The organism is Psychrobacter sp. CX16 (genome assembly GCF_057396245.1).
This window is the reverse complement of the sequence record NZ_JBXYJF010000006.1, coordinates 34,906-50,450: the sequence shown is the minus strand read 5'-3', so window position 1 is coordinate 50,450 and position 15,545 is coordinate 34,906. Positions and strand designations below refer to the sequence as shown.

Genomic DNA, 15,545 nt, shown 5'->3' with positions numbered 1-15,545 from the left:
AGCCCAAGTCGAATTCGATTTGGGCTCTTATTTTTATTTCGCTCGCTAGGCCACTTTTGTTTATCTGAGCAACACAATGCTCAGCTGTGTTTTAAACACGCTTTATACACTTTCACTATGTTACACGGGTAATTTCGAGGTTAGAATAGAGCGCTTTAATAGTAATCACCGTTAATTTAAATTAATCAATAATAAATGATACCTTATGGCCTCACCTCCCAAACGTGTTCCGCTTGACCTAAAGCCACCTTCCAAACCCAAAGACCGTGGTCGCCTGCTTTGGTATATCCTAAAGCGATTGGCGGTGTTCGCCCGTCCCTATCGTACGCTGTTTATATTAACCTTGATATTAACGGTACTAGGCTCATTTACGGCTCAGGTTAATGCTTTCGTACTGCAATATACGATTGACTCTTTAACCGGTATCACGGACTTGCCTGACCCTTGGGTCGAAGGCCTCAAGCTTTTAACACTAATTAGTTCGGTACTATTGGTTAAAGAGATCCTTAATGTATTCATCACCTTTGGTCAGCGCTATTTTGGTGAACGTATTCGAATCAACCTGTCACGTGATTTATCACAAAAAGTGGTTGAACGAATTTTGACCTACAAAATGGCGTTTTATACCAGTGATGAAAATGCCAGTGGTAAGCTGCAGACCCGTATCGACTTGGGTGTGGGCAGCTTGACGCAGTTGGTACAGAACTTCTTTATCGATATGCTGCCGCTGTTTGCCAGTGCCATCGTGTCCTTGATTATTATGTTTAATGCCAACTTCTGGGTGGGCATGGTCGGCCTGATTATTGTGCCGATTTACTTCTTTGTCAGTCAAAAACAGGCCAATCGCTTACAAGGTTTTCGTAAGCAGATGCGCCAATACCGTGAGACCAAAAGTGGGCTAGTTATCTCAATTATTGACTCTATCACGGTTATTAAATCTTTTGTGCGTGAGCCAATCGAGTCTAATAAGCACTGGGAAATCCAAAAAGATATGACCACCAATCAGCTTCGTATTCGCAGTATTGCGTTTATGTATAATGCTGGCAAGAGCTTTATTGAACAGATTGGCGTGGTGGTCATTATCGTCTTGACTGCCTACTTTGTGCTAAATGGTCAGATGACCATTGGTGCGATTATGTTCCATGTGCTGTTATTCCAAAACGTCGCTGCCCCTATTCGTGAGCTTCACCGTATTTATGACCAGATTAATAATGCCTTAACCTATGCAGAAGGCTTCTTCGATATTCTAGATGACGATGATGCCATTGAGAGCGAAGGTGAGATTGAGTGTACTGATCTTAAAGGCCATATTGAGCTTAAAGATGTCAACTTCTCTTATCCTAATGGCAAAAAAGCGCTACATGATGTGAGCTTTGAGATTCATCCGAATCGCATTACTGCTTTAGTTGGCCTAAGCGGCGCAGGTAAAAGTACCATTATTAATCTACTGGTTAAATTCTATGACCCAAGCAGTGGTACAATCTGCCTAGATGGTCGTGATTTAAACGATTACAGTACCCATAATCTGCGTGAACAAATTGGTCTGGTACTACAGAAAAACCACATTTTTTCTGGTACCATCGCTGACAATATTCGCTATGGTGATATGGATGCCACTGATGAAGAGATTATTGAGGCGGCTAAGCAGGCCTCTATTCATGATCAAATCGTCGGTATGCCAGAGGGTTATAATAGCGAGGCGATAATGCTTTCAGGTGGTCAGCAGCAGCGTATTGCACTGGCACGTATGTTCCTAAAAGATCCACCGATTGTTTTTTTGGATGAGCCTACTGCAAGCCTTGATGCGATTGCCACTCAGCAGATTAAGAAAAGTTTAGACTTAATCAAAAAAGACCGTACCGTTATTATTGTCTCGCATAATATCTCACAAATTATTGATGCCGATGACCTAATCGTTATTGATGATGGCCGTGTTGTTGAGACTGGTACCCATGAAGAGCTGTATGCGAAGCACGGCGCTTATTATGATATCTTTAACGCCATGTCAGACAGCTTAAACTTAGATAAAATTAGCCAGACATTAAATGGCTAATCATCGATAAGACCCGTACTATGAGTGTTAGTTTTTCTATAAAAAAGTTCGATGAGCTAAGCACCATTGATGTGTATTATATCTTGCAGGCACGTTCTCAGGTCTTTGTGGTCGAACAGCACTGCGTCTTTCAAGATATTGATGACTTGGACTTAGATTCACTGCATTTGGTAGCGCATAAAAACAAAATGTTAATTGGCTACTGCCGGATTATACCGCCTGGTGTTGCTGAATCAGCTACTATTAGCGCACCGCATCCCAATACCCGTATTGGGCGTGTGCTAGTATTGCCGGAGCATCGTGGTAGTGGGTTGGCACGCCAGATAATGACGCGTGCAATTAAGCATTGCCGTAGCAAATATGGCAAGGGACCCATTGATATCGCTGCTCAAACCTACTTGATTGATTTTTATCAATCGCTTGGATTTAAAGCGGTAAACGAGCCTTATTATGAAGATGGTCTCGAGCATATTGATATGGTATTGCAAGAGCCGAAACGTAAGGTTACCTTACCTGCGGTGAGTAATATTAGTGCTAAAAGCGTGCTGATTAACCTACTGCTATTAATCGTTGCGGTTGGAATTATAGGTATGCTTTATTTGCTGATATAGACTTATTTCTAGCGCTTTATAAATAAGCGGCGGATTAATAATTAATAGGTGAAATTAAGGCCTCTAAAACCTATCACTCCCACTGGATTGATAGGTTTTTTAATGTCAAAAACTAGTAGCAAGTCACATTGCTGTCACAACTTAGCGGTTTTTTGAGTACAATAGATACATTCATCCTTTGATTTATCATTTACTATCTGTACTCTTAATTAGACGCTGATACCAATCGTACAGTGTCATTAGACAAGTAGGACCATCATGCTATCAAAACAAGACCAATTGACGGAGCTGGTACGTAAGCTTGAGACTGGAAATCATGTGTTTGCGACAGATCCGCTGCTGATTACCGAAAAGATGCAAAGTGAAGAGGGCTCAAACCTACAGAAGCTGCATCGCCGAGCGGAACGTATTGATAGCAATAATGCATTGGCAAATATCCTTAGTAAAATTGATGGCCGTATCAAAGGCATTATTTTAGTAATGAGTATCTTGTGGTGTGTTTCAGGCTTTCTGGGGCTGTTTACCCTGCTGCAAGCCAATGTAGTGAACTTCTTTTATGTATTGGTCTGTCTACTCGGATTTCACACCTTAATGCTGCTTGGCTGGCTTGTTTTTACCTTGATTAATCGTGGGAGCCAGTCACCAAGTATTATTACCAGCTTTATTAGTCCTAAGGTATTAATCCGTGGTAAAGATGATGTGACTCAAGCAGCGGTTGAGCTTTATGATCAGCAGCTGCATCATACTGGTATGCGTTGGTATCTAAGTAAGTTTAGCCATCAGCTGTGGCTTGCGACCTTAACGGGAATGCTGTTTGCGATTATCTTTTTGCTGATTGTGCGTCAATATAGCTTTAGTTGGGAGTCGACTTTACTGTCTAATGAGGCATTAATGGGCTTAACTCATGCGCTTGGTTGGCTGCCGAGTATGGTTGGCTTTAATGTACCCGATGCGGATGCCATTACTCAGAGCCGATTGGCGACAGAAGCTATGCCTCTATCTATTGCCAGACAATGGGCCAGTTTACTTATCGGTAGCCTACTTATGTACGGCATCGTGCCACGGGCGATTGCATGGGCATTTTGTGCGCTGATGTTTAATCGTCAAAAAATGAAACTCGATATCAATCAGCCTTATTACCAAAAAATACTAAACTTTTGGCAACGCAAAGTGATTGATGAGGATGATTTTGTAGAGAAAGTGCAGCCCATCGCTCCTGTCGCAAAAGTTGCTCATGGCCGCAAATTGGTCGCACTATTAGAATATCCACATTCGGACAATACTTGGTATCATCATGCCGGTAACGAGTTTTCTGATAATAATATTGAGAATTTTGGTATTGTCGATGACCGCGATGATATGGACAAACTGCTTAACTATTTGCAATCGCATGACTTACAGGTATTGCTCGGCATTCACGCGACTGCCCTACCTGACCGCGGAACAATGCGTAAATTAGATAAGATTGCCACGCAGGCCAAACACGGTCTTATCGTACAACTGCTAGACAGCACCGATGACTCAACAGACGATAGCGTACGCAGACAGCAGTGGCAAACGGCTTTGGCTGAGCGTAATATCGGTCTGGTAACATAATTTAAAATAGAGAATAAACATGGATAGTATCGCTGGGCAATTGGATGCCCTAAAAGAGCAGATTAATCATAGTATTATTAATATCAGCCCTGAGGGCATGCAGCCTTTATTAATGCGTATCTTGCCTGAGCACTGGCAAGAATGGCTGCTACCTTTGTTAGGCGGCCCATTTCTACTGATGTTTATTGCAGAATGGATATATCAAAAACGTCATAACCATGCCCAAAGCTTTAGTGTGCGCCGTGCAGTTACTAATTTTAACTTAGGCGGCTCGTATATTGTCTTTGAGATGGTGATTCAGGCGCTAGTGGTACTGCCAATTTGTCTGTGGTTATACCAATTTAGACTGTTTACGATTGAGGTTAATTGGTTCACTGCCCTGCCTATATTTGTGGCAGTAGAGTTTTGCTATTACTGCTTCCACCGTGCTTCGCACCGCACCAACTGGTTTTGGTCGGCGCATATCGTGCACCATACCGATGATAGGATGAATTTATCGACGGCCATGCGTCAGAGTCTACTGTACTCTGTCACTGGCTGGTGGCTGTTTTTCACGCCTTTAATGCTGCTTGGCGTGCATCCGGTCTGGGTGTTCTTCTTTTATGCACTAGATTTGGTTTATCAGTTCTTTATCCATACCGAAACCGTGGGTAAACTGCCAAAATGGGTGGAATATATTTTTGATACGCCCTCGAATCACCGTGCTCACCATGGCATGAATGCTGATTATATTGATAAAAATTATGGTGGCGTACTCATCATATTTGACCACTGGTTCGGCACTTACGTCGAAGAAGATACCGTAAATAACCCTGTACGTTATGGTGCTCATGGTGAAGTCAGTAATGATAGTATGTTTAGTCTGATATTTTCGTTTTTTGCGCGTATGTGGGTTAAGTTCTTTACTGTCAAGGGACTGAAAAATAAGGTTAAAGCCTTTATCAGCCCACCAAGCACCTTATAATTTAAAATAGACTCACTTTCATCAATCCCTTATATTTATTCATATATTTGAGCTTTTTATGACTACCCAAAATAATCAAAATCCACAATCATCATCAGGCGGATTATTCAGCGATAAGGCATTTAACTCTGATGCGAATACGCCGCCTTCTCAGCACAGTCAGTCAAACAATCAGCCCGTACAAACCCGTACAGACTCACAGACCGCTGAGATAAACCATACTGACCCTGAAACGTTGGCAGAAAACACGTCTGGCAAAAGCATGAGTGATTATATTCATAATATTCCGCAAAAGACGCTGGCAGGTGGCGAGCCATTAAAACTAGCCGTCGTCGGTCATACCAATACTGGTAAGACCTCTATTTTGCGTACTTTACTGCGTGATATGTATTTTGGTGAAGTCAAAAATGAGGCGGCCACTACCCGCCATGTCGAGCGCGCGCTGATTAGCGATAGTCAAACGGGTGAATCTTTGGTGGCACTATTTGATACTCCAGGTCTAGAAGACGCTTCGGGGTTAATGGATTGGCTTGAGGATAATACGGCTAGTCGCCGTGATGGTATTGAGCGTTTGCAGCAGTTCTTAGCCAGTGATATTGCAAAAAGTGATGCACAAGACGGTAGTACGACTAGCCATTTAGACGATTATTCCCAAGAAGCCAAGGTGATTCGTCAATTACTGGCCAGTGATATGGCGATTTACGTGATTGATGCGCGTGAGCCTGTGTTGGGTAAATATAAAGACGAGCTGGCAATATTATCTTGGTCGGCCATTCCCGTGATGCCTGTGTTTAATTTTACTGATAGTCAAGATGCCAATATCAGCGACTGGCAGACCATGCTGGCACGTCGTAACCTGCATATTTCAACGCGCTTTGATTCGGTGGCCTTTGAATTCGAAGATGAGATGACGCTTTGGCAGAATCTTGCGACCATGCTGACACATCCTGAGATTTTAAATCAGCTGATTGAGCGTCGCCGTGAAGATTGGGCGCAGCTGTATGAACAGGCAAGCATTATCATTGCTCACTTTTTGTTAGAAGTCGGCGCTTATGTGCGTGAGATTGATGAAGATGATGACCCATTGCCGGTCTTGACTGAGATGCAAGAAGCAGTGCGTCAGTCTGAGCGCGCGATGCAGAGTAAATTGCTAAATCTATATAAGTTTTATGACAATACAGCGGTGGTTACCCCGCTTGAGCTTAATGAATATCAACAAGATCCATTCGACCCTGAATTATTAAAAAGCTACGGCTTGCGTACCACATCAGGAGCTGCTGCTGGCGCGTTATTAGGCTTAGGTATTGATGCCGCTGCGCTAGGTACAACATTAGGACTGGGCGCGGCTATTGGCGGTATCGCAGGCGGCATACTATCAAATACCAGTAGCATCGCTGATAAGTTAAGCGGCGTAAAGCGATTGTATATTGATCCAGCAACCCTAACCTTATTGGCAACGCGCTCGCTAGATTTATTGGCTTCACTGCGTCACCGTGGTCATGCAGCCACAGAAGATACGCCCATTACGGAGCTGCAAGAAACTACAACGCCGCCTTGGGACCCGAATAAATTACCTAGCGAGCTCAAAAAAGCACGTGGTAAACCGCAGTGGAGCGGTCTATCTAGTGGCAAAAGCGATGTCGCGGCAGAACTCAGAGCAGATGCTGCATGGTCACTATCCGATAAATTAAAACGCTCTAGACGGGAAGATAAACAGTAGCGCTCTTATGCTAACTAAGTCTTTCAAGCGCATCGACACCGCGAATATCAGACGGCTGCAAATATACCTCATATAATGGATACGCTTCAAAGAACTGCTTGATATCTGCAAGCAGTCTTTGCTGGCGGGCTGCTCTATTTTTCCAGAAATCGTCACTTTGCTGCGGGGAAATTAGCTGATTAACCACCAATGCCGCCGGTGCCAAATGCGCCTCAGTTAATTGCTTGGCGGCACGGCGCGTCTCCTCTATCGGTAAATTATCTGCGGTTAATACCAATATCACAGCCGTTTTTGAACGTTCCTGCAATAACGCACCTGCTTTTTGAAATAGTGCCTTGCGCTTATTGAGCTCATTGACAGCTTGTTGCCATTTGTCGACCGGCTTTGCATCAGCAAAGGGATTGGTTAATGTAGATTTTGGCTTGTGTGGGAATAAATTATCGGCTGCACCTTTTAACTTGGCTTGACGACGCTGCTGAGTCAGTAAACCATCCGTCCATGCTTCCATCATCTCAGGTAGCATCAGTAGCCGTAAGGTATGTCCTGTCGGTGCCGTATCAAAAATTATATGCTCATATACACCACTCTCTAAGGTATCCACCAAATAACGACAAATGGCCTCTAGCATGGCCGCTTCTTGCGCGCCTGGCGCACTTTTTGACAGCTGTAGATGCTGCTTAATCTTCGGCATCATGTCAGGATTGGCATAGCTGCTGATCGTACGCTCTACCCGAGCAAAGTGCTCATCGATAATAATATCTGGGTCCAACTCTAACGCATCAAGATTCGGTGTCAGTGCGGTAATGGAATGACTCAAAGATTGGTTAAACACGTCACCTAGACTGTGTGCTGGATCGGTTGAGATAACCAAGGTTTTTTCACCGCGCGCGGAAAACTGAGAGGCTAGCGCAGCCGCAGTTGTGGTTTTGCCAACGCCGCCTTTACCGCCAACAAATATAATAGGTGTTTGCTTTAATTGATTAACCAAGTGGGACAATGTTTGCATAGGATATGACTTATGTTTATTGTGTATAAGAAAGGGTTTTGATAGATAAGGGTTAAGTGTTAAATGTCTTCTTCATTAATGGCTAGCAACAGCCGCCATGCTGTAGTGGACAGCGCGGCATTCCCATACGAATATGCCAGTCGTGGAATTTCTCTAAAAATATAGGTTGCAGCTCTAAAGTATAAAAGCTGGCAGGATTATCGATACCAAGACTCTCTGAGAATAGCAGTAACATAAATAAATCTTCTTCATCACGAGCCGCACGTGCTAGAGTCTGACGGTAAGGCGCATGATAAAACTCATTTAACCCCTCAACAAATCGCTTCCATATAGAATTTGCTTCGCTCATCTCTTACCCCTCTAACGTCTATCATCATTAAATAATCCTCAATACAGCATCCAATAAGCTGATGCATATTCTTTAAATTTACCAGCTATCAATTTCAAAGATAAACCTAAAATGACATAGAAGTTTAATATTATTTTTACAAATTAAATTGAATTTATCTTAAGACTGTCATAATCCATAGCTATTATAAGGATATAGATAATATTTCATTAAGAAAATAGTAAACCCAATAATCTTATTACTATGAAAATATGATCAAGTAATGCTAGACAAATAAAAACAAGTCTAACTCACAATTAGAGCAAGTATTGTATTACAGAGCAAGTATTGTATTACATAGTTAAGAGGGATGGCGTCATTGAATGTGCCTCTCTTATATTAATACTTTTTACATAAGTAGAACGATACAAATAACTGTCACTTAATATTAAAAAGAAGGTTTCGATGTCTAAAACTCCGTCCCAAGCTACGCAAGCAGTGACACCAAATATCAAAGACAAGAAAGTCGCCATAGTCACAGGTGCTTTAGGTGGTATCGGCACTGCTATTTGTCATAAATTAATCGAAAATGACTATTTTATTATCGCAACCTTAAGTGCGGAAAATCCGCAGCGTATAGATAAATGGTGTAAGGATAACAACTTCGACCCCAATAATTTTGAATTTCTAGCAGTAGATTTAAGCAATCATGAATTAACGAATCAAGCCATACAGCATACCATTGATAAATATGAAAACATTTATGCTTTGATAAATAGCGCAGGTATCACCCGTGATAGTAGCTTTAAGAAAATGACTTTTGAGCAATGGAAACAGGTTATTGATACTAATTTAATGTCGTTATATACCGTTATTCACCCTGTATTTTTAAAAATGCTCAAACAAAAGTCAGGCCGAATAGTCAATATCAGCTCTATAAATGGACTTCGTGGTCAATATGGTCAGACCAACTATTCCGCTGCTAAAGCTGGAATTATAGGCTTTACTAAAGCGCTGGCTTACGAAGGTGCTAGCTCATTTATTACCGCCAATGTCGTCGCTCCAGGTTATACTCTTACGCCAATGGTAGAAGCTGTGCCTGAACATATTATGGATAAAATTAAATCTACAATTCCAATGAATCGTTTGGCTTGTGCAAGCGAAATCGCCGCAGCTTGTATGTATCTTATTAGTGATGACGCCATATTTGTCACCGGAGAAACCATATCGGTCAATGGCGGTCAGTATATGTCTTAATTTTGATTTTTTACTTTACTAAAGTTGTCTCGTTATATACCGCTATAAATAGCCTTGTGTTCACTAAACTGCTAATAACTGGAGAAATAAAATGTCATTTTCAAATCAACAAGATTTTATCAATCAACTGAACGATAATGCTCAAAAAATGTTTGAGCCTTTATCAAAGTTAAATAAAGCCTTTTTAAAAAATGCTGAACAGATGACTGAGTTTTCATTAAATACAATGCGTTCTTACTCTGAAATTGGTCTAGAAAGTTTGCGTCAAGTTGCAGAAATTGACTCTCCTGAGTCAGCTAAGGATTTTAGTAGCAAGCAAGCAGAAATGCTAAATGGTATTAGTCAACAAATGCTTTCTGACGCTCAGCGTCTTACTGAACTTGGTAAAAATATGCAAGAAGAGGTTGTTCAGGTTATGACTGAAGTATATGGTGATACGAATGAGCAAATGCAGGAAAATATGCAGAAAACAGCTGACCAAGCTGCAAAAACAGCTCAAGAATTTACCGAAAATATGAGCAAAATGGCTGAACAAGCGACTGAACAAGCGACTGACGCCGTAAAAACTGCTACCAAAGCGGCTACAAAACCTACTACTAGTTCTGCCAGTACTGAAAGTGTAAAAACAACGGGTTCTACAGCCAAGACAGATGTCAAACCCAAATTATAATTAAGTAATAGTCTTCTTGTTCTTCTAGTAACTATCTATTATTTACTCCCTGTTCTTAAAGACATAAATATAAGAAATAAGCGTTAAAAATAGGTGCAAACATGTAGTAAGTTACTTTTGCTATGAGACTTAACTTTTACTAATACGCAATTTTCAGCAGGGTGGGATAGCATTAGTTAGTATCCCACCTTGTTTTTAATAAGATTTTCAATAATTGTTTTAAATATCCTCTATTTTATACTTTTTTCTATTTTCTACTATCCCCGTCCCCGCTATTTCGCTTGAACTTCTTGCAAAATCAATTTAGACATGGGTATTAACATGTATAGCAATCAAACTGATAGTCAAAAAGATAATGCTACTGATGATCAAATAAATCAACCATCTCACTACTCAAATAATCAAATTACAATGAATAATCCATTTTATTTCAATGAATTCAGTCAATATTATTTAAATCAGTTGAACTATTTTAATGAGTTAGGACAATCGCTTCTCATTGATACCAAAGAACCAATTAACCCTATCGAAACGAATATGAAAATTTGGCAGGAGTCTATTGATTACTTCAGCCATTTTATGATGCCTATTCATTCAACACCTCATTCAGCACACTTAAATGATAAACAACAAGATAGTGATGAAAATGAGAGTAAAGAGCTTGATAACAAAAAATCTAATACTAATACCCTCTCTATTAATAAAACAACTAACAAACAAAAACAAGATGCCAGCCAATTTATAGAAGAAGTTATAGAAAACCTGAATGAATTAAGCAAAAGATTTTTAAATGAAACCCTAAAACGTATGACTAATAAAAGTGCTACTAGCCAATCCATTTTTTTTGATGTCTTGGATGAATGGCAACATTTTGCTTCCGCTGTTATAGATAAAAGTCCTATTAGCTTACTTGAGCAGCAAACCTGCCTATGGCAGAAACAAATTAAGTTGTATCAAAATACATTGATGACTATATCAGGAAATAAAACTGAGCCACTTATTACCCCTGAAAAAGGAGATAAACGTTTTAATGATGAGGATTGGACAAGTAATCCATTATTTGACTATTTAAAACAAAGTTATCTATTAACCGTAAGCAGTATGATGAATACCATTGATAGCGCTGAAGGCATCGATGAAAAAACAAGACAACGTCTGTCCTTTTTTACTCGGCAATGGCTAAATGCAATTGCGCCCAGTAATTTCTTATGGAGCAATCCTGAGGTATTGCGACTCACTAAAGAGACAGGTGGCAGAAACCTTATACAAGGATTAAAACAGCTCGCAGAAGATATGGAAAAAAGTGCTCATGTTCTGAATATTAGTATGACTGATGATAGTGCTTTTAAGCTTGGTGAGAATATCGCAACCACGGCGGGCAAGGTCGTATTTCGTAATCGTATGTTTGAATTAATTCAATATAATCCTACAACTACCAAAGTACATAAGCGCCCCTTATTGATCGTACCGCCGTGGATAAACAAATTTTATATTATTGATCTTAAAGAAAAAAACTCGTACATCCGCTGGGCTTTAGCTGAGGGACATAGTGTCTTTGTCATATCTTGGGTTAATCCTACTAGAGCCTATAAAGACGTGGATATGGAAACCTATATGCATGAAGGATTACTGACTGCACTAGATGTGATTAGTGAAATAACAGGTGAGCCTGATGCGAATGTTATTGGTTATTGCATCGGGGGTATGCTGCTTGCGTTGACCTTATCTTGGCTAACGGAGAACCATCAAGCTGAGCGCATTGCTAGTGCCACTTTTTGGACCACAATATTCGACTTTAATGACCCAGGAGATTTGGGTGTCTTTATTGATGAACGTATTGTTAGTGCGCTTGAGCAGGAAGGCAACCAAAAAGGGGTTTTTGATGGACGTATGATGGGCGTTGCTTTTAGTCTCTTACGAGAGAATAGCCTTTATTGGAACTACTATATCCAAAACTACCTTAAAGGTGAGCGCCCTACTCCGTTCGATTTATTATATTGGAATTCTGATTGTACAAACGTCACCGCTGCTCTACATAGCTTTATTTTGCGTGATATGTATCTCGGCAATAAGCTGATCCAGAAAGGTCAACTGAAGTTCTCTAACATAAAGATTGATTTATCAAAAGTCACCACCCCAACTTATGTCGTCGCCACCTTGCAAGACCATATTGTTAAATGGAAGGGCAGTTACCAGTCCACTCAAGTTCTAGGCGGCGATGTCACCTTTGTACTGGGAGAGTCTGGGCATGTAGCAGGTATCATCAATCCGCCTACAGGTAAATACGGCTTTTATACTCACGATGAAAATGTTACCGATCCTGATGAGTGGTTTGATAAAGCAGAAAAACAAGAGCGTAGCTGGTGGCTACATTGGGGAGAATGGATTCAAAAATATACGAATGGTGAGGTCGATAAAAGACAACCTGGTATAGATTACACAGGTAATAAATGGCAAGTACTGTGTGATGCACCAGGAGAATATGTACTTATTAGGGCAGACGAGGCTTTGAGACCAACTAGTGTTTAGATAAGTCTTGTGTAAGTATTTAAATCGTTTTTTTTGAAGATCATTTATTTTATCAATCATTTACTTACATTTACTTAACAACATCAACTTAAAAGCATTTACCTAAAACCACTGGAGCACATCATGACACATACAATTGCTAAAAATATTGAAAATCCAGATAAAGCAGAAGTGTGGTTAAATCGCAATAATCCCCATCGTACAGAAACGGGTTCGCTACCTAATCTACAAGATATGGTAAAAAACCAATTTTATAAGGCTGACAGTGTCCTTAAAGAATACACTCGTGAAAATCGCTATAGAACAGAAAGCACTGAGTTGTTACTTAAGGCTGCCTCAAGTCATCAAGAACAATGCTACGAGCAAATTCAACAAAATGTCCAAACATTGAATAAAGATGCTAAAAATGTTAAGGACAGCTTAGCAAAGATAAATACACCCTATACTCTCTGGCAAGAGTGGCTAAGCTATAGTACAGATAGTACCAAGCGTCTTCTACAGACAGCCGACGTCCTCAAAGATCGTGGTGATATATTCATAGAGCACGAGCGCGCTGGCTGCCCTCCGGTCTTGGACTATGACTATGAAGTGGTTATGGATGCTAGCACTCTTGAACGTCCTAGTAATTATGTGCTGCTTAGAATCAAACCTCCTGAAGGTATTGTAACTGACGAAAACAATCGCCCCTACATTATCATTGACCCAAGAGCTGGACATGGTGCTGGTATTGGCGGCTTCAAGCCTGAAAGCCAAGTGGGTGTCGCTCTTAAAAATGGACGCCCTGTATACTTTGTTGCCTTTAAGCGTCTTCCAGAGCCCACACAAACCATTGCCGACGTTACTTATGCAGAAGCTATGTTCGTTCGTGAGGTTGAGAAAAGGCATCCAAATGCAGCAGCTCCTGTTGTTGTAGGAAACTGTCAAGGCGGTTGGGCTGCACTTATTTTAGCCGCAACCAACCCAGATATTACAGGTCCTATTGTTATGAATGGTGCGCCTGTTGCTGCATGGAGTGGTGAAATTGGGGTTAACCCAATGCGCTATAAAGCAGGCGTTAATGGGGGCACTTGGTTGGCGATGATGAGTGCCGATATGACCAATGGTGTTTTCGACGGTGCATGGCTCGTTAATAATTTTGAACAAATGCATCCTTTTAGAAATTATGTGGGTAAATACTACGACCTCTACCAAAACCCATTGGCTAACCGTCAGCGGTTTCTAGATTTTGAGCGTTGGTGGGGCGGCTTCTTCTTGATGAATGAAGCAGAAATACGCTGGATTGTAGAGAATATTTTTATCGGTAATCGTATTGCTCGTAATACAGGTCAGTTAGAGAAAGGGGTTAATATTGACTTACGGAATGTAAAAGCTCCGATTATCGTATTCGCCTCGCATGGTGATGACATAACCCCTCCCCCTCAAGCATTAGCATGGATTTTAGATGCTTATACGGATGAAAAAGAAGTTGAAGTCTGTGGTCAACGTATTATCTACATGATTCACGATCAAGTTGGCCATTTGGGCATATTTGTCAGCTCAAAAATTGCCAAACGTGAACACAAGGGTATTGCCTCAATTATGGATATGATTGAAGTGCTACCACCTGGTCTATACGAAATGAAAATTGAGAATATTGAAGGGGAAGGTCATGATAAAACCTTTTCCGTTGACTTAGTACGTCGCACCTTTGATGACTTAAATAAAGCAATAGGTGAATGTCGCACTGATGAAAAAATATTTAGAGCAGTTCATCGCTCATCAAAAGCTCAAACCCGACTTTACGAGCAAAGCTTACGCCCTCTCATCCAAGCTATGAGTAATGAAACGTCTGCTCAAATTCTAAGATCTATGCATCCATTAAGAATACAAAGAAGTCTTTGGAGTAGCAAGAACCCTTTAGCAATGGCTGCCAGTAATTTAAGTGAAATGGTTACTAAATCTGTTACCGATACGAATACAAATATTGATAAAGTCGAAAAGCAAGATCCTTCAGTCAAGACTGAGCAAAATAAAGTAAAAGGCATTTCTGAACAAAACAGTGAAAATAGACAAAGCTCCTTTCAAGATTATGGTTATGTCAAACTTCCAGCAATTGAACCCATTGAACAAGACAACCTTTTCTTACAAATTGAAAGAACATTTATAGATAGTCTAAGTATCACATTAGACTTTTGGGGAGATTTGCATGGAATGATTACCGAGAATTTATTCTATGGTATTTGGTCCATGCCTTGGCTACGTGAGTATGGCAATAAAGAAGGGTCACGTCGTCTTTTAGACAAAGCTGCCCTACGTGACTTACCAAAAGTTGAGGAAGTACTTAGAAAAATAAAAGAAGGTGGCTACATCGAGGCCGTTATCCGTATGCTTATTTTGGCAAATATCGTTGCTGATAACAACATCGACCGTGACCAACTAATGCGCTTGACTGAAGTCATCACTAAACAGGAACCTTTCAAAAGCCTATCCCATTCCGATATCGCAGATATAATTCAAGATCAAACACTTATTGTTAGATTTGCGGAATTGGATTCTATTTCCACGTTAACAACTCTGCTTAAAGAGAAATCTAAGCGAATTGAAGCCTACAAATTAATACTTTTCGTGGTTGGCAACAAAAAAGAATATCTCAATCCTGAAACCGTGGCTATGCTAAACCGCATTAAAGGGGTATTAGAATTAGAAGATGCTGACGTAAAATAGATAACTTTGAGCTGACCTACCGAAACTATATTCTAAAATTATACGCTAAAACTAAACATCAATAAGCCCTAAAGTGATCTATGCACATTAGGGTTTTTTATCAGTTTA

At 40.6% G+C, this 15,545-nt stretch carries 11 protein-coding genes; 9 read left to right on the top strand and 2 right to left on the bottom strand.

Going from position 1 to position 15,545, the window contains the following annotated elements:
* Positions 1 to 205: 205 nt before the first annotated feature.
* The 5 genes from AC2SLM_RS03680 to AC2SLM_RS03660 all read left to right on the top strand — a co-directional run bounded on the left by AC2SLM_RS03680 (position 206) and on the right by AC2SLM_RS03660 (position 6,944).
* Positions 206 to 2,053, top strand: coding sequence for an ABC transporter ATP-binding protein (locus AC2SLM_RS03680; RefSeq protein WP_486552070.1), 1,848 nt, complete (start codon positions 206 to 208; stop codon positions 2,051 to 2,053).
* 20 nt (positions 2,054 to 2,073) lie between these two features.
* On the top strand, positions 2,074 to 2,664 hold the full coding sequence (locus AC2SLM_RS03675) for a GNAT family N-acetyltransferase (RefSeq protein ID WP_486552069.1): 591 nt from the start codon (positions 2,074 to 2,076) through the stop codon (positions 2,662 to 2,664).
* Positions 2,665 to 2,922: 258 nt separating this feature from the next.
* A complete protein-coding gene (locus AC2SLM_RS03670) occupies positions 2,923 to 4,260 on the top strand; it encodes a DUF2868 domain-containing protein (protein WP_486552067.1) in 1,338 nt (445 codons plus the stop codon).
* 19 nt (positions 4,261 to 4,279) lie between these two features.
* Positions 4,280 to 5,224 carry a sterol desaturase family protein gene (locus tag AC2SLM_RS03665; protein WP_486552066.1) on the top strand — a complete coding sequence of 315 codons (945 nt, stop codon included), beginning with the start codon at positions 4,280 to 4,282 and terminating at the stop codon, positions 5,222 to 5,224.
* 58 nt (positions 5,225 to 5,282) lie between these two features.
* A complete protein-coding gene (locus AC2SLM_RS03660; protein ID WP_486552065.1) occupies positions 5,283 to 6,944 on the top strand; it encodes a DUF3482 domain-containing protein in 1,662 nt (553 codons plus the stop codon).
* A gap of 10 nt (positions 6,945 to 6,954) precedes the next feature.
* On the opposite strand, the gene AC2SLM_RS03655 is transcribed toward AC2SLM_RS03660, so the two are convergent.
* Positions 6,955 to 7,950, bottom strand: coding sequence for an ArsA family ATPase (locus AC2SLM_RS03655; protein ID WP_486552063.1), 996 nt, complete (start codon positions 7,948 to 7,950; stop codon positions 6,955 to 6,957).
* Between the two features lie 82 nt (positions 7,951 to 8,032).
* Complete coding sequence (locus AC2SLM_RS03650) at positions 8,033 to 8,299, bottom strand: cory-CC-star protein (protein ID WP_486552062.1); 267 nt, start codon at positions 8,297 to 8,299, stop codon at positions 8,033 to 8,035.
* Between the two features lie 489 nt (positions 8,300 to 8,788).
* On the opposite strand from AC2SLM_RS03650, the gene phbB reads away from it, so the two are divergent.
* The 4 genes from phbB to AC2SLM_RS03630 all read left to right on the top strand — a co-directional run bounded on the left by phbB (position 8,789) and on the right by AC2SLM_RS03630 (position 15,437).
* On the top strand, positions 8,789 to 9,535 hold the full coding sequence (gene phbB, locus AC2SLM_RS03645; protein ID WP_486552147.1) for an acetoacetyl-CoA reductase: 747 nt from the start codon (positions 8,789 to 8,791) through the stop codon (positions 9,533 to 9,535).
* Positions 9,536 to 9,626: 91 nt separating this feature from the next.
* The gene (locus AC2SLM_RS03640) at positions 9,627 to 10,205 is read left to right on the top strand and encodes a phasin family protein (protein WP_486552060.1); all 579 of its coding nucleotides are present in this window, start codon (positions 9,627 to 9,629) and stop codon (positions 10,203 to 10,205) included.
* 321 nt (positions 10,206 to 10,526) lie between these two features.
* Entirely contained in the window at positions 10,527 to 12,734 is a 2,208-nt protein-coding gene (gene phaC, locus AC2SLM_RS03635; RefSeq protein ID WP_486552059.1) for a class I poly(R)-hydroxyalkanoic acid synthase, read from the top strand.
* Between the two features lie 123 nt (positions 12,735 to 12,857).
* Positions 12,858 to 15,437 carry a DUF3141 domain-containing protein gene (locus tag AC2SLM_RS03630; protein ID WP_486552057.1) on the top strand — a complete coding sequence of 860 codons (2,580 nt, stop codon included), beginning with the start codon at positions 12,858 to 12,860 and terminating at the stop codon, positions 15,435 to 15,437.
* The last annotated feature ends 108 nt before the right edge of the window (positions 15,438 to 15,545 follow it).